Here is a 20,733-nt window from a genome sequence, read left to right on the forward strand (position 1 = left end):
GATTCCGGGTTCATATGGTCAGTCCATGTCGGCATAGGCGAGGTGAGTACCACAGTGAAGGCACCGAAACAGGTAGGCGGTGGGGGAGCCGTCGACATCGAGTGAACCGACCAGGGCATCTACCTCGTCGGGATCCAGACCCCAGGACGAGACCTGGGCCCGGATCGAGGCGACGGCGTCGGGTAGAGAATCGAGCTCTTCCCAACCTGCGGGGCCAAGGAAAGCAGCGGCGTCGTTGCAGTGGAAAAGCCATCGCTCCTGTTGCCAGCCGCTGAACCCCGGCGTCCGTCTTTCCAGTTCGGCGATCACCTCGGCGGGAACGCCCTCGGGAACTTCATCTACCACCGTGAAGTGGAGGTCGTGGACCTGGGCCGCGGTACCATCGGCGATGCACCACGGGCACACCTCGTCTCGCAGGCTCTCGCGGCCATACCCACCCAGTACGTACAGCCATCCTCTGGACCGTTCACAGACCCGGCACCGTCCGGCCATCTGTTCGAAGGCGCCGCTGGACACGGGGTCTGGGTGATATCGGAAGTGGGGGAGCCCCGAAGGGTCAGGAGCGTCGGGGATCGGGGGCACCGGGAGTTGATCGTTCAGGAGACCAGCACCGGTACGCCGAGGGGCAGCTCAAGGTCGACCAGCTCCTTGATGGCGTCGTTGGTGAGCCGGACGCAACCGTGGGACACGGCCTGGCCGATGAGGCCAGGCTCGTTGGTGCCGTGGATGCCGACCTGGCCCGGGCCGCCATTGAACTCAGTCAGGGTCTCCGAGTGCATGGCCAGACCGAAGGCATAGGGACCGTAGGCCCCGCTCGGGTTGGTGTTCTGGATCAGTTCGGTCACGAACGAAGCACCCACCGGGGTCGGGTTCTCGGCGGTGCCGACCGCCACGGCGGTGTCGAAGACAGCAGCGCCGTTGTTCTCGACTCGGAGCTTGCGGCCCTCGAGGTCGATGAACACTCGGAGGGGCGTCTGGGTCAACTCGACCGATGCAGCCGGCACCCACCCTGTGCCCTGATTGGGTCGGGTGGGGAGCAGCACCTTGTACCAGCCGTTGGTGGCAGCGCTGGTAACACCGGGGTCACCGAGGACGGCAAAGGTGGTCGGCGCCCCGACCTCGGTTGTGGGGCCGATCTCGAGCTTTTGGGCCTGGGCATCGGGTTCGGTGCGAACGTCTGGTTCGGCACCGGTCGGGGTGGCGATGTAGCCGAGCAGGTTCTCGGGGCCGGGTGGGAGTTCGTCGAGGCGAACCGCGGTGGTGGTGCTGGCGGAGGCGGCGTCGCTGGTGGTAGAGGTCGACGCCGGCCGGTCGGCCAACGTCGGCCGGTCTCCGTTGCTGCAGGCACCGAGGAGCATCGCCACTGAGATGAACACGGCGGGTACCAGCCGCCGGCGGCTGCTGACCCGGATGGCGTGGGAGGGGGAGGGGGAGGTCACGGCGTCAAACGATAGTGGTCCACCCGCTCGGGTCATCGGCACGACGACTGTCCATTCGCATCTTGACCAGCCAGTCAATAGAGTTCGCGACCATGGAGATCAACGGGATCAGTGCAATCGTCACCGGCGGCGCCTCGGGCCTCGGTGAAGCAACCAGCCGCCACTTGGCGTCGCTCGGCGCCAAGGTAGTGGTGGCCGACCTAGACCGGCAGGAGGAGAAGGGCAAGGCCCTCGCCGCTGAGATCGGCGGCGTGTTCGCCCCCTGCGACGTCGTCGACACCGAGCAGGTGATCGCTTCGGTGGAAGCGGCCAAGAACCTGGGTCCGCTCAAGGCTCTGGTGAACTGCGCCGGGATCGGCTGGGCCACCCGCACCATCGGCAAGGACGGGTCCTACGACTCGGCCCATGACCTCGACATCTTCAAGAAGGTCGTCGAGATCAACCTCATCGGTACCTTCAACTGCATCCGCATCGCAGCCACGGCCATGTCTCAGAACGAGGCCGACGAGTTCGGCGAGCGTGGGGCCATCGTCAACACCGCTTCGGTGGCAGCCGAGGACGGCCAGATCGGCCAGGCCAGCTACTCCGCCTCCAAGGGGGGCGTCGTCGGCATGACCCTGCCGGTTGCCCGCGACCTGTCCGCGGTGGGAATCCGGGTGAACACCATCCTTCCCGGCCTCATCGACACGCCGATCTACGGTGAGGGCGAGGCTTCCGAGCAGTTCAAGGAGCGCCTGGCGGCTGGGGTCTTGTTCCCCAAGCGCCTGGGCCAGGCCGACGAGTTCGCGTCGCTAGCTGTCGAGCTGCTTCGCAACAGCTACATGAACGCCGAGTCGATCCGCATCGACGCCGGCATCCGCATGCAGCCCAAGTGACCTTGGTCGCTTGAGCGCACCAGCGCCACGCGCTGGAACAGACTGCAACTATCGACCGCCCGTGGCTTCGGCCCGGGCGGTCGATCGCGTTCTCGGCCAACGCGACCTGCCGATGGGACACGTCGCGTCCAAGTCCAATCTTTTGAGTCGGCCCGCCCGCGTTGGATATGTCAGGAGCTGCGTGCGTGGGTTCCGTCCACCCATATGGCCACATCGGCCATGGCCAGTAGTTCCCGATCACCGCTCGAGTTTCCGTACGCCCACATGATCTCGGGCAAGTCGTCTCCGAGCCAATGTCGGAGCCGAACCTCCTTCTCGGGGCCCCTCACGTTCGGGCCTGTCAACCGACCGGTGAGGATGCCGTCATCACCGACCTCGGGTTCAACCGCGATCACATGTGAGATCCCCATCCGTTGGGCAAAGGGTTGGAGATAGGCCATCAGCGAGGCCGACACGATCACGACCTCGTGCCCCTGGTCTTGATGCCAGCGCAACTGTTCGACCATCTCGGGGCGAAGCCGCCGTGGCACGGTGTGCTCGAAGGACTGGCCTTGCTGACGAAGCCAGTCGGCATCACGTCCGGCCAGGAGGCGATGCAGGAGCGCCTCCTTGGCGGCGTCGCGTGGGTGTAGGTGATCAGGCACACGCCCAGCCTTGGCCCTCACCGCCAGCGGTGCGACCTGCGCCAGTGCCTGGGCAACCGCGCCGGTGCCACAGGACTCGACCAGGAAGGGCAGGAGCGTGTCTCGGCGAGTCAGAGTCCCGTCGAAGTCGAAGGCGGCCAGGAGTCGATGGTTCACAACTCCAATGGTGGCATCCGGGCCGGGCCATCGAGGACCCGTACGCGACGAGGCCCCCGGCCGGAGCCGGGGGCCTCGAAGGCTTACGAGGTGGACCAGATGGTCCGGTCGTCAGACGATGGCGCGCTTGCGGGTGGCGAGCACGGCACCACCGAGGGCGAGCATGCCAGCACCGACCAGAGCCATGGTGGTGGAGTTGCTGCCGGTGCGGGGCAGCGGGCCGGTGGGCCGGGGGGCGCCGCTGGTGGACAGCACGTTCAGCGGGGAGCTGCGGACCACATCGCCACAGGTGGTGGTGATGGTGTGGCTGCCGACCGAGAGGTTGGCGTTGAAGGCACCACGGAAGTCGCCAGCAGAATCAGCGGTGACGGTGGTGAGGACGGTGCCACCAGTGGTGATGGTCACGGTGCTGCCGGGTGAGCAGCCACGGCCCTGGAAGGTGGCGACGCCACCGACCGAGACGGAGCCAGGGGTGATGGCGAAGTCGCCGTACTGGGCTGTGGCCGGAGCGGCCAGCAGAGCGGTGATCATCAGAGCACCGATAAGAACCTTGCGAAGCATTGCGTTGTCTCCCTTCGGGCGCCAAGGCCCACCACGTTTGCGTGAATGGCACTCTAGTGGCGGCGGACACTCGGCGCAACTATTTCGGCTTCACCCGATCGGGATGGCCCAGCTCAGCGGTTCGAGGAGGTCCTGATCGAAGCGGATGGCACCACCCTTGGTGCCCGGTCCGGTGAGCGCCCGGCCCGTGGAGGTCACGTTCACGTTCAACTCATCGGGGTTGGCCACCGGCTGGGGGAAGATGTCGAGCTGATATCCGTCAGACAGGTCGACCTCACCGGCGAGCTGGATCTCTACGGTGACGGACTTGCCCTGGGGGATCTGGAAGAAGGGGGTGTCGTAGGCGTTGAGCCCGACCTCCCGTTCGGCCACCAGGTCGACGGGCATGCCGTCGATGGTGGCGGCCGTTACCCGGTGGGGGGTGAACAGGCTCAGCCACGTGACGTTGGTACCGCCGGGGGCCTCAGACCGGTTGCCCCAAACGCTGAGGGGCAAGGCAGACAGCGGCAGCGGCACGTCGTTGTGCATCGTGATCCGGAGGGTGCCTCGGATCTGGCCCGAGCTCGGGTCCAGGCGAGCGGTGTAGTCGATCTCTCGCCGGAGGTAGGCGTCGAGCTTGTTGTTGGCAGCGTTGTGCTGGGCCACCTCGAAACCGTCGTGACCTTCGGGGATGTCCAGAGACGACTCGACGTCGAGTCGCTCGAAAAGTGTCTGCTCGGGAGCTAGGGGGCTCCAAACCTGGAGGTGACGTCCTCGGGCTGCGGGACCCAGAACCCGGCCCACCTCCGAAGGGGAAGGTAGCGACGCCGAAGTGAGCTTCTCGAAGGTGGCTCCGGTGGCCTCGGCCAGGAAGTCCTTGCGCTTGTCGTCGTCGATTTGAAAGCCGCCGCCGTCCTCGGGCGCCGTTCCGCCCGCGGGGTCCTCGGCTTCGAACTTCTTGTACTGCTCTCTCAGCAGTAGGTCCTCGGCGTTGTCAGCAGTGAGGATCTGGTCGTACCCCTCGACCGTCACCGGGCCGGTCAACTGGAGCATGGCAGCCAGGCCGGCTGGGTCGATGCCGATGACGCCGTCCACCCGTTCGCCGCCGGCCTGGGGATACAGCTCGGCCAGCACCTCGGCGCTGGAGGGGAAGTTCGGGCTGTAGGTGACGTCTTGGATGTAATCGGCTGGGTCGAAGCGTCCGTAGCGACGGATGTAGTCCGGCGGTCCGGTGATCTCTCGATCGCCGAACTCACCGTGGTAGATCAGCTCCTTGATGGGCCCCGAGCGAGCTAGGTCGAGCCGGCCGTCCACCGCGGTCATCTCGGCGTAGGAGCCCACGAAACCGCCGCCGCCGCGCAACTCGGCCGGTGTCAGGAACACCACCAGGTAACGACGGTCACCATTGCCCCCGAACAGGCCTGGCGCCACCTCGAGGACATCGCCGGCCAGGTCTGATGCCTCGCTCACCTCGGACACCTTGGTGGCCAACTCATCGACCTTGTCTCGCAGCGGCGGAATCAACCACGCCGATCGGGCCTGATCGAGGCGTTCGGATGCTGCGGTCAGGACCCGGTTGACGTTGCGGGCGCCGGGTGCGAGCTCTTGGAGTTGGTCGACGTCTATGCGGCCGCGGTAGCGAAGCTTGTCGTAGTCGGTGCTGGCCAGCAGATCGTCGGCCGCTCCGGTGATGGCTCGGCTCTCGCTCAGCGACACGTCCAGTGCGTTGACATGCTGAGCCAACGACGGCACGTACCGGGCCGCCATGGTGGCAGGCCCCAGTACGCTGTCAGCCCGTTGGAGGTGCTCGCTGGCCGAATCCAGCGAGGCGCGGGCCGACTCGGTGTCACCGTTCTCCACCTGAGTGAGTGCTCTACGGGCGGCGCTGGTGCCCGAAGTCAGATCCGAGGCTGCCATGAGCCCACCGGCGATGGTGCCGATCACCCCGATGACAACGAGGGCCAACGCGCCGTATATCGGCACCGCCACATAGCGGCGAGGTCGCGAACGCATGTGTCCGAACCCTGATCCCACCAGAACGGTGGCGCCTGCCACCGCGAACGCCGATGACAGAGCGGGGTGGAGATCTACTGTGTACCAAAGGGCGGCGTTGGCCAGCAGCGCGCCGATGGCGGCCCCCGGCACCTTGTTCCGGTGGGGTCGGGTGGCGGCCCATGCCGTGATGATCAAGGCGAGAACCACCATCGCCAGAGCCGGGCCGCGTGCCGGTACCAAGAAGAGCAGGCCGCCCACCACCCAACTCCAACGGTGACCGTGGGCGGCGACGAATGCCACCACCCCGGCGAAGAGCACCCGCTCGACCATGTCAACGAATGGATCGCCGGTCAGCGATGCCGGGGCGAACGCCGCGGCCAAGGCCGAGGTGACGGCGATGGCAGTGGTCGCGACCCGCACCGTCTGACGGCGCCGACGCAGCTTCTGCCGCTCTACCGGATCGGTGATGTCGTCGGTCGATCGACGATGACGTTGGTTAGGACCGGTGTCGGTGCCGGAGGTAGATGCTGTCGCCGCTGCGCCGGCCGATGATCGGGAACGGCGCGGCTGGTGGGCATCGGTCGATCTTCTCGTCGACGACTTCTTGCGCTTCTTCTTCGGCGATCGATGATCGGAGGATCCCTGGGCACGGCCCGACGAACTCCCCGATGAGCGTCCGCTCGATGATCGACGTCTCCTGGAGACCTCGAGGACCGGGACCGGTTCGGGCCAGAGGATGAGCTCTTCTACCTCACCGTCGGTTCGGTCATCGACGATGACGTCGGCCGGTTCCCCAACGACGGCCGGTTCGGCAGCTTCGGCCGGTTCGGCGACCTCGGTTGGATCGGTCGGATACATGGGCAGGTCAGCGTCGGTTTCCTCCGCAGAGAGCGCAGGGGTTGACGCTGAGTCGTCCGACTCGACTGGAGTGTGGTCTTCGGAAGTGAGCTCAGACACGGCTTTGGGCGGCACGGGGCGTTCGGTTGCGGGGCAGTTCGTGGTCCGGGTGGGACAGCGGGGGGAATCCCGTCGACGCAGTGCCTCGTCGAGGCGGGCGTGTCCGCGGCCGGGTGATTTGAAAGCCTAGAGGGCCGCGGTGTCGCTGAAAGGGTCGCGGTCAGCCGTGGAGACCGAGGCGACGGGCCATGTCGCTGGTGAACAGGCGGTCCGGATCGGCGTGATCGCGGACCTTTCGCCATTCGTCCAGGCGGGGGTACATCGGCGCCAACAGCTCGGGCGCCATGCGGCTGTCCTTGGCCAGGTAGAGGCGGCCGCCCACCTCGACGACCCGTTCGTCGAGTCGGTCCAGAAGGGTGGCCAGCCCGGGAAGTCCGGCGGTGGGCACGTCGATCGCCAGGGTCCAGCCCGCCATCGGGAACGACAATGGCCCGTCGTTGCCGGGCCCGAACCGCTTTAGAACGTTCAGGAACGAGCTACACCCGGACTCGGCGAGCCGGGCGATGATCCATCGCAGATCGTCGGTGGCATCGAGGGGAACCGCGCATTGCCATTGGAGGAAGCCCGAGCGGCCGTAGACCCGGTTCCAGTGGTGGACCATGTCCAATGGGTGGAAGAACTGGCTGATGGTCTGGATGTGGTCGCGTTGCCGCTTGGGGGCCTTGCGGTACCAGGCTTCGTTGAACGACCGGATCGTGGCGGGGTTCACCAGCCGAATCGCCGGCCTGGCAGGCCAAGTGGCGACCGTGCCCGACGTGAACCGCAGCGGGTCACGCCCACGGCGACCATCGAGCTGTGAGCGTGCGGCGAAACCTCCACGGGTGAGGATGGATCTCCCCATGGCTGAACCTCGCGCCATGATGTCGATCCAGGCCACCGAATAGTCGTAGGCGTCGTCGCCTGACTCCATCAGATCGAGGGTGGCGTCGAGGTCTGCGGTGCGGTCGGTGTCGACGGCGAGGTACGCGGTTTCGATGCGATGCAGCTCGATGGTGGCGTCGAGGATGAGGCCGGTCAGCCCCATTCCGCCCGCGGTGGCCCAGAACAGGTCGGAGTGCTCGTTGGCGCTGACCCGGACCTGGCCCTGTGCTGGGGTGAGGAGCGTCAGTTCTCGAACTGCGTTGCACCACGAACCCACCCGGTGGTGGTTCTTGCCGTGGATGTCTGAGGCAATGGCTCCACCCACCGTCACCTGGCGGGTTCCGGGGGTGACCGGGACGAACCAGCCCAACGGGACCAGCCATCGCATCAGATCGTGGAGGCTGGTCCCGGCATCGGCGGTCACCAGCCCGTTCTCGAGGTCGAGGTGGTGGATGCCAGACACCGCAGTGGTATCCACGACCAGACCACCCGCATTTTGGGCTGGGTCCCCATAGGAGCGACCCATGCCTCGGGCGATGATCCCCCGGCCACCAACAGGCCCAGCGTGGTCGAGGCACGACGCGAGCTCATCGATGGTGGTCGGGTGGCGTAGCACCGCCGGGGTGGGGCTGGTGGAACCCCACCCGGTGAGAGCGCTTGTGGACGTTTGCCCGGCTTCGGCCTGGTTCATGTCGGATTCGTTGCTGTCGAGCTCGTCATTGATCACGGCCAGTACACCCCGGCCGCGAACACCACGAACCAGAACGCCCCGAACCCTTGCAACGTCCGGTCACCCATCACCACCTCTTCCGGAGCCCCACCATGGCCGGTGTCGACCAGCAGTGAGTAGCGGAGGACGGCCAGAGCGAACGGAACGATGGAGAGTTGGAACCAGGGAAGGCCGCTGTCGGCCAACGCCGCCTTCTCGAATGCCCACAGGCAGTAACCGACCAACACGACGGCCATGGAAGCCGTTTGGAGATGGCTGAGGTAGGCGAGCGAGTACGTGCCCAGGGTGCGGCGGGTGCTAGCCGCTGCCTCACCGAGCGCTTCCACCTCGGCCCGTCGCTTGGCCACCACCATGAACAGCGAGCCGAACGAGGCCACGATGAAGAACCAGTTGGAGATCGGCACGCCGGTGGCGGTGGCGCCGGCGATGGCGCGGAGCACGAAGCCAGCGGCAACCGCAACCACATCGGCCACAGCTACGTGCTTCAGCCACACGCTGTAGGAAGTGGTCAGAGCCACGTAGCTGGCCACCACCACCGAGAGGTGCCAATCGATCAGCGCTGAACCAGCCACACCCGCCACGATCAGCACCACCGCCAGCACCCGCGCCGTGGTCACGCCTATCTCTCCGGCGGCGATGGGACGGTTCCGCTTGGTGGGATGGGCCCGGTCTGCATCCACATCGGAGGCATCGTTCAAGAAGTAGGTGCCCGCCGAGGCCAAGCAGAAGCAGACGAAGGCCCCGATGCTCTGCAGCAAAGCCTGGCCCTGGTCCAGAACCCCCGCCGCGCCCGGGGCCGCGAAAACCAACGCGTTCTTGACCCACTGCTTGGGTCGGGCGCCGACCAACACCGCGGCGGGGAACGACCGAGGCTTGTGAGGTGCCGGTGGTGAGTCGGGCGTCGCCGCGCCAACCTGCTGGCTGGTCATGGGCGGAGCCTAAGGGACCTGGTGGAGCGGTCAGCTCTTCTCGTGGAGATCAGAGGACCTCTACGCCTGGGCCTTCCAGGCAGTTCCTGGTGTCGAGCACCAACGGGTGGTTGCGGACCAGGTCCAAGTCGAAGTCGTCGTGGTCGACCAGCACCACGATGGCATCGGCGCGGGCCACCTCGTCGGCGGTGAGCTCGACGATCTCGGCCCCCCGGGCCGCGTGGCTGCGGGCCGGGTCGACATGGGGGTCGGCTACCGCGACGTTGGCTTCGAGCTGGGTCAGGAGCTCGATGACCCTGGTACTCGGCGACTCACGGTCGTCTCCGGTGTTCTTCTTGTAGGCGAGCCCCAGCACCAGGATCCGGCGGCCCTTGACTGGCAACTCCCGAGAGTTGAGCGCGCTGACCAGGCGACGGATCACGTAATCAGGCATGTGCTCGTTGATCTCGTTCGCCAGCTCCACGAAGCGGAAGGTCTGGCCCAACGAGCGCTTGACCCGCCACGACAGGTACGAAGGATCGATCGGAAGGCAGTGTCCGCCCACCCCAGGCCCGGGTCGGAACGCCATGAAACCGAACGGCTTGCTCTCGGCCGCGTCGATCGCTTCCCAGATGTCGATCCCCAGATCACGGGCGAACATGGCCAGCTCGTTGACCAGAGCGATGTTGACGTGGCGGAAGGTGTTCTCCAGCAGCTTGGTGAGCTCTGCTTCCTTCGGGGACCGAACCGGGACGGTGCGGGTGACGATCTTGTCGTAGAAGCCCTGGACGCGGGCCAGGCTGGCGGCGTCTATTCCGGACACGACCTTGGGAGTGGTCTCGAGCGTGTAGGTGGCGTTGCCCGGATCGATCCGCTCGGGGCTGTAGCCGAGTTGGAAGTCGTCGCCGGCGGTCAGGCCGCTGGCCTCCTCCAGGATCGGGGCCACCAGCTCCTCTGTCGTTCCCGGGTAGGTGGTGGACTCCAACACGACGCACGCACCCGCTTTGAGGTGGCTGCCCAACACCGCGGCCGAGGACTCGATGAAGGTGAGGTCGGGAAGGCCCTCCCGCAGCGGGGTGGGGACCGAGATCACCGCGATGTCGAATCCGGCCAGATCGGCGGGGTCCGAGCTGGCGCGGTAGTTGCCGCTGGCCACCACTGCACCAAGCCTGGAGCTGGGGATGTCTTCGATGTAGGACGTCCCGGCGGCCAGGAGATCGATCTTGGCCTTGTCCACGTCGAAACCGATGACGTCATAACCCTGCTCCGCGGCTCGCACGGCAAGGGGGAGACCTACGTAGCCCTGACCGACGATTATCACCCGCTCGGGGTTGTTGGCGGTGTTCTCAGTGGCCTGCATGCCGGTTCTCCATGGCTGCTTGAGCGAGGCATTCGCTGCGTCAATAGCGACAGGCGATGAGATCGCCTGTCGGGCTAGCGAACGCTAGCGGGTGATGGCTGGTCGGCGGATGGCCGAGGCCTGGCGATGGCCTCAGCGGGCGGCTGCGACCCTCCGCCACAACGGGCGAGGAAGATGGCGTAGCACCGTGAACACGTAGCGCAGCTTGGCCGGAGACCAAACGGTGTGGGCGCCGCTACGAAGGCCCTTGACGATGTCGGCGGCCACCGCTTGCGCGGTGGTGGCCATCGGCCCGTCGTCGAGGTGTGAGGTCATCGAGGTGCGGACGAACCCGGGACGTACGACCATCACCGAGGCGCCTGACCCGCTCAGCGAATCACCCAACCCTTGGGCGAAGGCGTCGAGGCCCGCCTTGGTGGAGCCGTACACGAAGTTGTCGGCCCGGACCCGTTCCCCCGCCACCGAGGACAGGAACACCAGGGTGCCGTGGGCCTGTTGGCGGAGGTGGTCGGCCACTGCGATGCCAGTCGACACCGCCCCCGCGTAGTTGGTCGAGGCCAGTTCGGCTGCCGCGGCCGGGTTCCGGTCCAGCTCGGCCTGATCGCCGAGCACGCCGAAGGCAATGATGACGACGTCGAGATCGGGGTGGGACGAGAACGCGCCGTCGATGACCTCGGCGTGGGTCTCAGGGGCTGACGCATCGAAGTCGATCAGTTCGACGGTGGTTGCCCCCGCGGACCGGATTCGTTCGGCGTTGGCTGTCATCCGTTCGGCGCTGCGCCCAGCCAGGATCACGGTTCGGCAGCGCTCCTGGGCCAGCAGTTCACAGGTGGCGGCCGCGATGTCGGAGCCGCCTCCCAGGACCAGAACTGACTGCACGGCGCCGAGGGCGTCTCGCATGGGTGTCACTCCGAGAGATGTCGGCCGGGGATTCGGCGCAGGCGATTGGGGACCCGAACTGTAGGTCCTGGTTCGATCCCGGTACGCTGGCAGCCCCATGAGCACCCGAAAGCTGATCGCCGCCGCCCTGTTGTGCGGCGTGGCCATCCTGTTGGCCTTCACCGTTCAGCTCATGATGATCTGATCGGCCCCGGGTCCCTGAGCGGAGGTGATCGACGCTCGTCGAGGTTCAACGGGGTCCGGCGTTCGGGCTGGCCGCGCTGGGTCGGTAGGGTTGTCGAGGAGCTGCGCCGGTCCCTGGGTGAACTCCTGGGCCTCTCTCTGACCCGCCCCCGGGCCGGCCCGAATGAGAGGAACCCCGTGACCGACCCCGCCGGCACCGACAACCACTTCGACCTGATCGTCATCGGCGGCGGCCCCGCCGGTTACGGCGCCGCCCTCTACGCCGCTTCTGCCGGGCTGAACGTGGCGGTGGTGGAGAAGGACAAGGTCGGAGGCACCTGCCTCCACCGTGGCTGCATACCGGCCAAGGAGTTGCTCGAGACCGCCCACGTCTACCGGTCCGTCGCCCACGCCGGAGACTTCGGCGTCGAGGTCGGAGCGCCGACGCTTCGGTGGGGAACCACGATCGCCCGCAAGACCCAGGTGGTAGACGGGTTGTTCAACGGCTTGTCCGGGTTGCTCAAGCACCGCAAGGTCAGTGTCTTCGCCGGTACCGGCACCCTGAGCGCTGATCGGTCGGTGACCGTCACCGGCTCAGCGGGCGACGTCGCCACCCTGACCGCCGATGCGGTGATCCTCGCCGCGGGATCGGTCCCTCGCACCATCCCCGGTTTCGAGGTTGGAGGTCCGATCTTGACCTCCGACGAGGTGTTCGAGCTCACCGACCGGCCCCAGCGGGTGGCCGTGATCGGCGGCGGTGCTATCGGGTGCGAGTTCGCCTCGATGCTCGCCGACCTCGGAAGCGAGGTCACCATTCTCGAGGCGTTGCCCCAGATCCTCCCCGGGGTGGACAAGGACGTGGTGGCCACCGTGTTGCGCTCGTTCAAGGGGCGGGGAATAGACGTCCGCACAGGGGTGAAGGTGAACGGCCACACCCCCAACGGGACCGGAACCGCTCTGGCCATCGAGGGATCCGATCCACTCGAGGTCGACGCCGTGATCGTGTCGGTCGGTCGGCGGCCACTTTCGGAGAGCCTGGGCTTGGAAGGCTCGGGGGTAGTCGTCGACGACCGTGGATTCGTCCAGGTCGACGAGCTGTGCCGGACCTCGGTCGAGGGCGTGTGGGCCGTGGGCGACCTGGTGGCAACGCCAGGGCTGGCCCACGTCGGATACGCCGAAGCGATCCTCGTGATCAAGCAGCTCCTCGGCGAGCTGGCCGTGCCGGTGGATTACTCGAAGGTGGCGTGGTGCATCTACTGCCAACCCGAGGTCGCATTCGTGGGCCTCTCCGAACAGGCGGCTCGAGACGCCGGGTTCGACGTGGTCGTATCCAAGCACCGCTGGGCCGGCAACAGCCGGGCGTTGATCATCGGAGACACCGAAGGCGTCGTGAAGGTGATCGCCGAGAAGCTGCCCGACGGCACACCGGGCCGGGTGCTGGGGGTGCACATGTCCGGGCCGTGGGTCACCGAGCAACTCGGTCAGGGATATCTGGCCGTGAACTGGGAAGCCACCGTCGACGACATCGCCCACTTCATCCAACCGCACCCGTCCCTGTCGGAGAGCTTCGGTGAGACCGTGCTCTCCTTGACCGGTCGCAGCCTCAACTCCTGATCTCCCCAACACCAGAAAGCGAGCCGTTCATGGCCGACATCGAGCTCCCACAACTCGGCGAGAGCGTCACCGAAGGAACCATCACCCGGTGGTTCAAGGCCATCGGAGATCCCGTTGCCGAGGATGAGCCGCTGTTCGAGGTGTCGACCGACAAGGTCGACTCCGAGGTGCCGTCGCCAGTGTCGGGCTTCCTGGTCGAGATCTTGGTAGCCGAGGGAGACACCGTCGACGTCGGCACCAAGCTGGCGGTGGTGGCCGACTCACCCGGTGATGCCGGCGCCTCAGCACCATCGACTCCCGAGCCGGCCCCCGTTCCCGTCGAGGAAACCAGCGCCGCACCCGCCGCCCCTGCTCCGGCACCGGCCCCGGTATCAGCCCCGACCACCCCCGCACCGACTACCGCGGGTGTGTTGCTCTCGCCGGTGGTCCGTCGCCTGGTGGACGACGCCGGGCTTGATCCCTCGGCGATCACGGGCACCGGAGTAGGGGGCAGGATCACCAGGGCCGATGTCGAGGCACACCTCCGGTCGGCCGCCCCGGCCCGCTCGGCCGCACCGGCAGGCCCGTCGCGGTCGGGTTCGGTCGGACCGGCCCGTCCGCCGGTGGCGAGCCCGGTCCAGGTGATCCCCACGGTGGCACCGGGAGCGAGCATCCCGGTGGCGCTCAACAAGATCCGACGCATCACCGCGGAGCACATGGTTCGTTCGTTGGAGACCTCGGCCCACGCCTACGTGAGCACAGAGGTGGATTACGAGGCCGTGGAGCGAGTCCGTCGAGCCACGAAGGACTCGTTCCGGGCCGAAGAGGGCGTGTCGTTGACATTCCTTCCGTTCGTGGCCCGGGCTCTGGTCGATGCCCTGGCCGAGTTCCCGCTGGTGAACGCATCCATGGGCGAGGACGCCGATCACATCGTCGTCCACGGCAGCATCAACCTGGGTGTCGCGGTCGACCTCGACCACGAGGGTCTGATCGTTCCGGTCGTGCACGAGGTCCAAGACCAGCGCCTCCGCGCCATCGCCCGGAACGTGGCCGACTTGGCCGAGCGGGCTCGGGCCCGTCACCTGACCGCCGATGAGATCTCAGGCGGAACGGTCACCATCACCAACGTGGGTGGGACCGGCACGACCTTCCTGCTGCCGGTCATCAACCAGCCTCAGGTGATGATCCTCTCCACCGACGGCGTCAGCCGCCGTCCCGTAGTGGTCACCGACGGAGCCGGTGGCGAGTCCATCGCCATTCGGTCCATGGGCAACCTGACCTTGGGCTGGGATCACCGTGCCTTCGACGGGGCCTACGCCGCCCAGTTCCTGGCCCGGGTTCGAGACATCATCGAGACCCGCGACTGGTCCAGCGAGATCTGACCCCTCCGTTCATGTCCACCGTCACCGAGACACCTCGCCGCGGGCTGGCCTCGGGCCCGTTGCACATCCGGTGGCTTGGTCGGGTTCGATATCGAGACGCTCACGCTCTCCAGCACGGTCTGTCGGTGGAGGGTCTCGAGCAACACCTACTACTGCTCGAACACCCCCACGTGTACACGCTCGGCGTCCGCGCCGACCGGTCTCACGTCCTCGTCGAGCCGGCCTCGGTCGGCGCCGAACTGGTAGAGACCGATCGGGGCGGCGACGTCACCTACCACGGTCCGGGCCAGCTGATCGGATACCCGATCCTGAGCCTCCCGGGCAAGGGCACGGGCGGTATGCCCGACACGGTGGCGTACGTGACCTCGGTCGAGCAGTTGGTGATCGACGCGTTGGGTGATCTGAGCGTTTCCGCTGATCGCTTGCCCGGCTACCCCGGCGTTTGGGTAGGGGTAGGTACCGACAGCCCTCGCAAGATCTGCGCCATCGGGGTGAAGCTCGTTCGGGGTCGCACCTTGCACGGGTTCGGCCTCAACGTGGATCCAGATCTCACCATGTTCGACCACATCGTTCCGTGCGGCATCTCAGACAAGGCGGTCACGTCGATGAGAGCCGAGGGCTCCGAAGCCACCCTGGCCGAGGTGGTCGATGCCGTGGCGGCCCGAGCCGTCGAGCGGTGGGGTGCAGCCGGTCACGACCGGCAGGATGTGGTGTGGCGGCATCGGGACTCCGACCTGGCACCGTTCTCGGTTGGCGGCCGAGTGGAAGGCACACCGGTGCGCTTGATGGGCCGGTTGGCCGAGGCTGGAGTGGAGGGGGGCATATCGATCCAGGACCGCAAGCCGTCGTGGATGAAGGCGCCGATGGGCCACGGTCCCGATTTCATGCGGGTGAAGAAGACCGTTCGTGAACTGTCGTTGGTCACGGTGTGTGAGGAGGCAGGGTGCCCCAACATCTCCGAGTGCTGGTCCGACGGTACGGCCACGTTCATGCTGTGCGGCCAGAGGTGTACCCGGGCATGCGGCTTCTGCCTGGTGGACACCCGCAAACCTCAGCCGCTCGATCCGGCCGAGCCATCCAACGTGGCCGAGGCCGTGGCCCAGATGGGATTGAGCTACGCGGTGCTCACCATGGTGGCCCGAGACGACCTGGCCGACGGCGGTGCCGGTCAGGTGGCGGCCACGGTGGCCGCCATCCGTTCCCGCACTCCGGCGGCGCGGGTCGAAACCCTCATCTCGGACCTGAAGGGTGACCCCGAGGCGCTCGGGGTGGTGTTCGACAGCCGGCCCGACGTGCTCAACCACAACCTGGAGACCGTCGCCCGCCTCCAGCGTGCGGCCCGCCCCAGCGCCTCCTATGCCCGAAGCCTCGCGGTGTTGGCCCGGGCCAAAGCCGCGGGACTCACCACCAAGACCAGCCTCATCGTCGGCATGGGCGAGAGCAGGACGGAGTTGGTGGACACGCTGGCAGACCTCCATGGGGTGGCGGTGGACATCGTGACCATCGGCCAGTACTTGCGCCCTACGGCCAGCCACCTCCCGGTGGTCCGGTGGTGGACGCCCGAAGAGCTATCCGAGCTCAAGCAGGTCGGCGAGGCGATGGGCATAGGCCACATAGAGGCATCGCCGTTGACCCGTAGCAGCTATCACGCCCGGCAGGCCTCGGCGTCCGCGGTTGGTGAGGTCGGCCAGCTCACCTGAACGGTCAGGACGCCATCGGGCCTGAGCAGGTGGTCCGGTCGTCGTCACTGCAGGGTTGATCAGACCGACCGAAATCCGCGGGAAGGCTCTGCCTTTCGGCGGATCCAGGCGATACGGTCCCACCCATGGGTGAGCGGACGGTCACGACTCTCTTCGACGGCGGCGGATTCTTCGAAGGACCGAGGTGGCGCGACGGAACCTGGTGGGTGTCTGACTTCTACCGCCACACAGTCTCCCGTTTCGCCATCGATGGCACCGAGACGGTGGTGGTCGAGGTGCCTGGCCAACCTTCGGGCCTGGGCTGGCTGCCCGACGGCTCAATGGTCATCGCATCGATGAAGGACCGCCGGCTCTTGCGACTGGCCGACGGTGAGCTGAGCGAGTTGGCCGACCTGTCGAGTCTGGCGACCGGGCACTTGAACGATCTGGTGGTCGACGCCGCCGGTCACGTATTCGTGGGCAACTTCGGGTTCGACCTGATGGGAGGCGGTCCGCCCGCAACCGCCGATCTGGTTCGGGTCGACCCCGACGGGACGGTGACGGTGGTGGCCACCGACCTGCGATTCCCCAACGGGTCGGTGATAACCCCCGACGGCTCCGCCCTGATCGTCGGCGAGACCACCGGCAACCGCTACACCTCGTTCTCCATCGGCTCGGACGGTTCCCTGTTCGACCGTCGGCCGTGGGCCACGTTCGCGCCCCCGCCCGCAGACGGTCCCTTCGCGGAACAGTTGGCCCAGATCGTGGTGGCCCCCGATGGCTGCACACTCGACGCCGAGGGCCACATCTGGGCTGCTGACGCCCTGGGCAACCGCGTGGTGCGGGTTGCACCAGGTGGTGAGGTGGTCGAGGAGATCCCTGGCCCCGACGGGCTGGGTGTCTACGCCTGTCAGCTCGGGGGGCCGGTGGGAACGACGCTGTTGTTGTGCTGTGCGCCCGACTTCTTCGAGCACACCCGGTCGGTGGCCAGGGAGGCCCGCCTGGTCACCGTGGAGGTGGACGTTCCCCACGCCGGGCTGCCATAGCGGGAGGCTCGACCTGGTTGCGGGGAGGCATGACCTGCCCAGCCACCTGGGGCCTCAGCGAGCACCTTGACGGAAGACCACGGCGGGAACGGTCTTGAGCATGATGGCGAGGTCGGTGGTGAGCGACCAGTTGTCGACGTAGTACAGGTCGAGCCTGGTGTAGTCCTCGAAGCTGGTGTCGCTCCGGCCGTGAACCTGCCACATGCCGGTGATCCCGGGCTTGACCCGTAGACGCTGGGCCAGCAGGGAGTCCCATTCCTCGGTCTCGTGTGGTAGTGCCGGCCGCGGGCCGACCAGGCTCATGTCTCCCCGCACGACGTTCCAGAGCTGGGGAAGTTCGTCGATCGATGTGGCCCGGATGAAGCGGCCGACCCTGGTGACCCTGGGGTCGTCGGCCATCTTGAACAGCGGCCCGTCAGCTTCGTTCAGGTCGATCACGTCAGCCAGTTGCGATTCGGCGTCGGCCACCATCGATCGAAGCTTGAGCACGTGGAACGGCTCGGAGTTGCGACCCACCCTCACCTGGCGGAACAGGACCGGGCCACGGGAGTCGAGTTTGATGGCCAAGGCGGCCACCGCCAACACCGGAGCCGCAACCAACAGGGTCACCAAGCCGACCACCAGATCGAATGCTCGCTTGGCTCCCGCTCGCCAACCCTCTCGGGTGACGGGTTCCACGTAGACCACCGGGAACCGGCCCAGCGGTCTAACGGTGAGGCGTTCCGAGGCGATGTCTCGCAGTGTCGAGGACAGCTCGACGTGGATACCTTGGTCGAGCAGATCGCGGGCCATGCGGTTGGTGACGGAGCTGTCGACCCCGCTCGATGCCACGATCACGCTGGCATCGGGGTGTTGGGACATGATCGTGGGGAGGTCGGCGATGCGCCCGAGCAGGGGTACACCGGGGACCGGTTGGGAAACGGTCGACGTCTCGTCTACGAACCCGGCGACGCGGTAACCCAGCCACGATTCGGTCTGGAGCATGGCCGCGATGTCCTGGCCTTCGGGGTTGGCCCCGACGACGATCACCTCCCGGGTCATGCGCCCTGTGGAACGAAGCTTGGTGAAGACCTGCCGAGCGACCTCACGCTCGATCGTGACCAGCACCATGGCGGTGATGGCCAGCATGATCCAGCCCGACCGGCGAAGGAGAACGTTGGCAGAGCTGGCGGCCACGGCCACGCTGAGCGTTCCCAGGAGGGTGGCGTTCACGATCCGGTGGATCTCGTCGATCCGGCGGCCGATGAAACGGGTGTTGTACAGGCGTTGTCCGGAGAAGAGAGCGATCCAAACCGGGACGGTGGCGACCGTGGCCCAGAACAGCTCCCAGCTGGCGGCGGAGGCTTCGGGGTCCCATCGGTTGAGGAGCGCCGCGGCCAGGGCCGCGGCCACCACCACCGTTAGCGCGTCGGCGAGCACCATCCAGACCTTGGCTCGCGGCAGCTTGTGATCTCGGGCCACCGGGGGCAGGGATGCTTCGAGCACTCGGGCGGGGACCACCGCTGCCCCGGGGTCGTCCGATCGCTGCGCCCTCTGCGACGAACCGCCGGTGGTGTCGGTCGGGGGCAGGCAGGTGACGTCCATAACATCGTCGACCCTGGGGTCGAGGTCGGCGCCGGTCGGACCATTCACTGTCACTCAGAGTAGCGATTGCTGGATCATTAGTCACGCGGGGTAGCGGCATGATTCGGGCCGAAGATCTACGATCGGCACATGGCGTTCCTTGTTCGGCACCGCAAAGCGCTGCTCGCCGTGGGCCTGGGGCTGGTTGCTTGGATCGGTGCCTGTGCCTGGATGATCCGTGGCGCCGGGCAGGCGTTGGAGGCCGGGCGAGACGAGCTCGATGCCGCCCGACGAGGGGCTACGCCGGCGTCTCTGCTCGACCCTGCCACCGACGAGAGACTCGCACGGGCCCGGTCCCACTTCGACGATGCCGCCGGAAGGCTCGGGAACCCGGTTCTGCTACCGGTCCGCATCGTCCCGGTGGTGGGACGTCACCTCCGTTCTGCCGAGCGGGTCGTCGACGGAACCGACCAGGCCACCGCCGTCGCCCAGGACGGAATCGCCCGCCTTGCAGAGCTGACGCGGCAGCCGGTGGGGATGGGGACCGAACGACTGGCAGCCCTCGACGAACTCGCGGAGCTGATGGTCGATACCCGTCAGTCGATGGCTGCAGTCGACCCTGGTTCACCGAACGCGCTCATCGATCCCCTGGCCGAGGCCGTGACCGAGCTGACCGATGAGCGCGATGACACGGTCGCCACGTTGGACCGGGCCGAGGACGCCACCCGCGCCCTGCGACAGATCCTCACTGGCCCCGAGCCCTACCTCCTGCTAGGGGCCAACAATGGTGAGATGCGCGCGGGATCGGGCATGTTCCTCTCGGCGGCCGTGATCCGTTTCCACGACGGGTCGCTCCAGCTCGGAGACGTGCGCCCGACCCAGGAACTGGTTCTGGCGTCGGGATCGGTCCCGGTCAGCGATGATCTTCGGGCCAACTGGCCGTGGTTGGATCCGGGGCGCGACTTCCGCAACCTCGGCCTCACCGCTGATTTCCCCCAGAGCGCTGAACCCGCGGTATCCATGTGGGAGAAGGTGCCCGGAGGCGAGCCGGTCGCGGGCGTGATCGTGGTGGACGTAGATGCCATCCGTGCCATGCTCGGCGTGGTCGGGCCGGTAGAGGTGGAGGGCGTCACCTACTCGGTGGACACCGTACGAGGAGAGCTGCTTCGCGAGCAGTACGGGCGCTTCGGTTCCGGCCGGGACGAGCGTGACCAACGACGCGACGCGCTCGGGACGGTGGCTCGTGCGGTGTTCGAACGGATCGAAGCCGGGGGCTGGGAGCTTGACGACATGGCTACCGCAATGACCAATGCGGTGCAGGGCCGTCACCTGATGGTCTGGTCCAAGGCGTCCGAACACCGTGAGGCTTGGGCCGGGGTCGGGGCCGACGGTCACCTCACCGACCGAACCGTGTCGGTCGGGTTGGTGAACCGGGGAGCAAACAAGCTCGACTCGCAGGTGGAAACGACCCTGGAGATCGAATCCGAGCGGGCCTCAGATGGGCGTCAGATGATCACCATGACCTACCGGATAGTCAACGGTGCTCCGACCGATGGACCCGCCTATGTGGTCGGCCCGAACATCGAGGGCATGGTCGCCGGGCAGTACCGGGGAATCGCGGTGGTCAACGTTCCGGTCGGCAGCACCGACGTCTCGATCGAGGGAGTCCGGCCCACGCTCTCGGGGATGGACGGCCCCACCGTGGTGGTAGGTGGCGAGGTGGTGCTGGCGTCGGGTGAGTCGGCCACCGTCGTGGTGAAGGCTCGATTGCCCCGAGGGGTTGATGCGGTGACCCTGGAGCCATCTGCCCGCATACCTCGGACGAATCTGTCCCTCGGCGGCCGGGAGCCGTCCGTCGACCGGCGGCGCAGCATCGATCTGACCCGTCCCCTCGGCGATGGCGTCGGCACCGAGCGTGGCGAGTGAATTGTTACGGAATGTAG

The 20,733-nt window shown here is 67.0% G+C and carries 16 protein-coding genes; 6 read left to right on the forward strand and 10 right to left on the reverse strand.

What is annotated here, in order from left to right; all coding sequences use genetic code 11:
- Positions 1 to 18 precede the first annotated feature (18 nt).
- Both IPG97_11705 and IPG97_11710 read right to left on the reverse strand, forming a co-directional pair.
- Positions 19 to 516 carry a CbrC family protein gene (locus tag IPG97_11705; GenBank protein ID MBK6857181.1) on the reverse strand — a complete coding sequence of 166 codons (498 nt, stop codon included), beginning with the start codon at positions 514 to 516 and terminating at the stop codon, positions 19 to 21.
- Between the two features lie 80 nt (positions 517 to 596).
- Entirely contained in the window at positions 597 to 1,439 is an 843-nt protein-coding gene (locus tag IPG97_11710; GenBank protein MBK6857182.1) for a L,D-transpeptidase, read from the reverse strand.
- 92 nt (positions 1,440 to 1,531) lie between these two features.
- Here IPG97_11710 and IPG97_11715 point away from each other — a divergent pair, with 92 nt between their 5' ends.
- A complete protein-coding gene (locus IPG97_11715) occupies positions 1,532 to 2,314 on the forward strand; it encodes an SDR family NAD(P)-dependent oxidoreductase (protein ID MBK6857183.1) in 783 nt (260 codons plus the stop codon).
- Between the two features lie 170 nt (positions 2,315 to 2,484).
- Here IPG97_11715 and IPG97_11720 read toward each other — a convergent pair whose 3' ends face one another.
- From IPG97_11720 to IPG97_11750, 7 genes are all read right to left on the reverse strand, one after another.
- Positions 2,485 to 3,114, reverse strand: a complete 630-nt coding sequence (locus IPG97_11720) for an HAD-IB family hydrolase (GenBank protein ID MBK6857184.1) — start codon at positions 3,112 to 3,114, stop codon at positions 2,485 to 2,487.
- 111 nt (positions 3,115 to 3,225) lie between these two features.
- On the reverse strand, positions 3,226 to 3,675 hold the full coding sequence (locus IPG97_11725; GenBank protein ID MBK6857185.1) for an LPXTG cell wall anchor domain-containing protein: 450 nt from the start codon (positions 3,673 to 3,675) through the stop codon (positions 3,226 to 3,228).
- 90 nt (positions 3,676 to 3,765) lie between these two features.
- On the reverse strand, positions 3,766 to 6,069 hold the full coding sequence (locus IPG97_11730) for a DUF4012 domain-containing protein (GenBank protein MBK6857186.1): 2,304 nt from the start codon (positions 6,067 to 6,069) through the stop codon (positions 3,766 to 3,768).
- Between the two features lie 697 nt (positions 6,070 to 6,766).
- Positions 6,767 to 8,158: an FAD-binding oxidoreductase gene (locus tag IPG97_11735; protein MBK6857187.1), complete on the reverse strand. Its 1,392-nt coding sequence runs from the start codon at positions 8,156 to 8,158 to the stop codon at positions 6,767 to 6,769.
- A 32-nt stretch (positions 8,159 to 8,190) separates the two neighbouring features.
- A complete protein-coding gene (locus IPG97_11740; GenBank protein MBK6857188.1) occupies positions 8,191 to 9,126 on the reverse strand; it encodes a decaprenyl-phosphate phosphoribosyltransferase in 936 nt (311 codons plus the stop codon).
- 49 nt (positions 9,127 to 9,175) lie between these two features.
- The gene (locus IPG97_11745) at positions 9,176 to 10,465 is read right to left on the reverse strand and encodes a nucleotide sugar dehydrogenase (protein MBK6857189.1); all 1,290 of its coding nucleotides are present in this window, start codon (positions 10,463 to 10,465) and stop codon (positions 9,176 to 9,178) included.
- A gap of 132 nt (positions 10,466 to 10,597) precedes the next feature.
- Complete coding sequence (locus tag IPG97_11750; protein ID MBK6857190.1) at positions 10,598 to 11,365, reverse strand: decaprenylphospho-beta-D-erythro-pentofuranosid-2-ulose 2-reductase; 768 nt, start codon at positions 11,363 to 11,365, stop codon at positions 10,598 to 10,600.
- Positions 11,366 to 11,725: 360 nt separating this feature from the next.
- On the opposite strand from IPG97_11750, the gene lpdA reads away from it, so the two are divergent.
- The 4 genes from lpdA to IPG97_11770 all read left to right on the forward strand — a co-directional run bounded on the left by lpdA (position 11,726) and on the right by IPG97_11770 (position 17,227).
- Complete coding sequence (gene lpdA, locus IPG97_11755; protein MBK6857191.1) at positions 11,726 to 13,141, forward strand: dihydrolipoyl dehydrogenase; 1,416 nt, start codon at positions 11,726 to 11,728, stop codon at positions 13,139 to 13,141.
- Between the two features lie 29 nt (positions 13,142 to 13,170).
- On the forward strand, positions 13,171 to 14,502 hold the full coding sequence (locus IPG97_11760; GenBank protein MBK6857192.1) for a 2-oxo acid dehydrogenase subunit E2: 1,332 nt from the start codon (positions 13,171 to 13,173) through the stop codon (positions 14,500 to 14,502).
- Positions 14,503 to 14,513: 11 nt separating this feature from the next.
- Positions 14,514 to 16,202 carry a lipoyl synthase gene (gene lipA, locus IPG97_11765; GenBank protein MBK6857193.1) on the forward strand — a complete coding sequence of 563 codons (1,689 nt, stop codon included), beginning with the start codon at positions 14,514 to 14,516 and terminating at the stop codon, positions 16,200 to 16,202.
- Positions 16,203 to 16,327: 125 nt separating this feature from the next.
- Positions 16,328 to 17,227 carry an SMP-30/gluconolactonase/LRE family protein gene (locus IPG97_11770; protein MBK6857194.1) on the forward strand — a complete coding sequence of 300 codons (900 nt, stop codon included), beginning with the start codon at positions 16,328 to 16,330 and terminating at the stop codon, positions 17,225 to 17,227.
- Positions 17,228 to 17,281: 54 nt separating this feature from the next.
- Here the strand turns inward: IPG97_11770 and IPG97_11775 are convergent, their stop codons facing one another.
- The gene (locus tag IPG97_11775) at positions 17,282 to 18,859 is read right to left on the reverse strand and encodes a sugar transferase (GenBank protein ID MBK6857195.1); all 1,578 of its coding nucleotides are present in this window, start codon (positions 18,857 to 18,859) and stop codon (positions 17,282 to 17,284) included.
- Positions 18,860 to 18,940: 81 nt separating this feature from the next.
- Between IPG97_11775 and IPG97_11780 the strand changes: the two genes are divergently transcribed.
- A complete protein-coding gene (locus IPG97_11780) occupies positions 18,941 to 20,716 on the forward strand; it encodes a DUF4012 domain-containing protein (protein ID MBK6857196.1) in 1,776 nt (591 codons plus the stop codon).
- Positions 20,717 to 20,733 lie beyond the last annotated feature (17 nt).

The sequence above is a fragment of the Microthrixaceae bacterium genome (genome assembly GCA_016702505.1).
In the GTDB taxonomy this organism is placed as follows: Bacteria; Actinomycetota; Acidimicrobiia; order Acidimicrobiales; family Iamiaceae; genus Aquihabitans.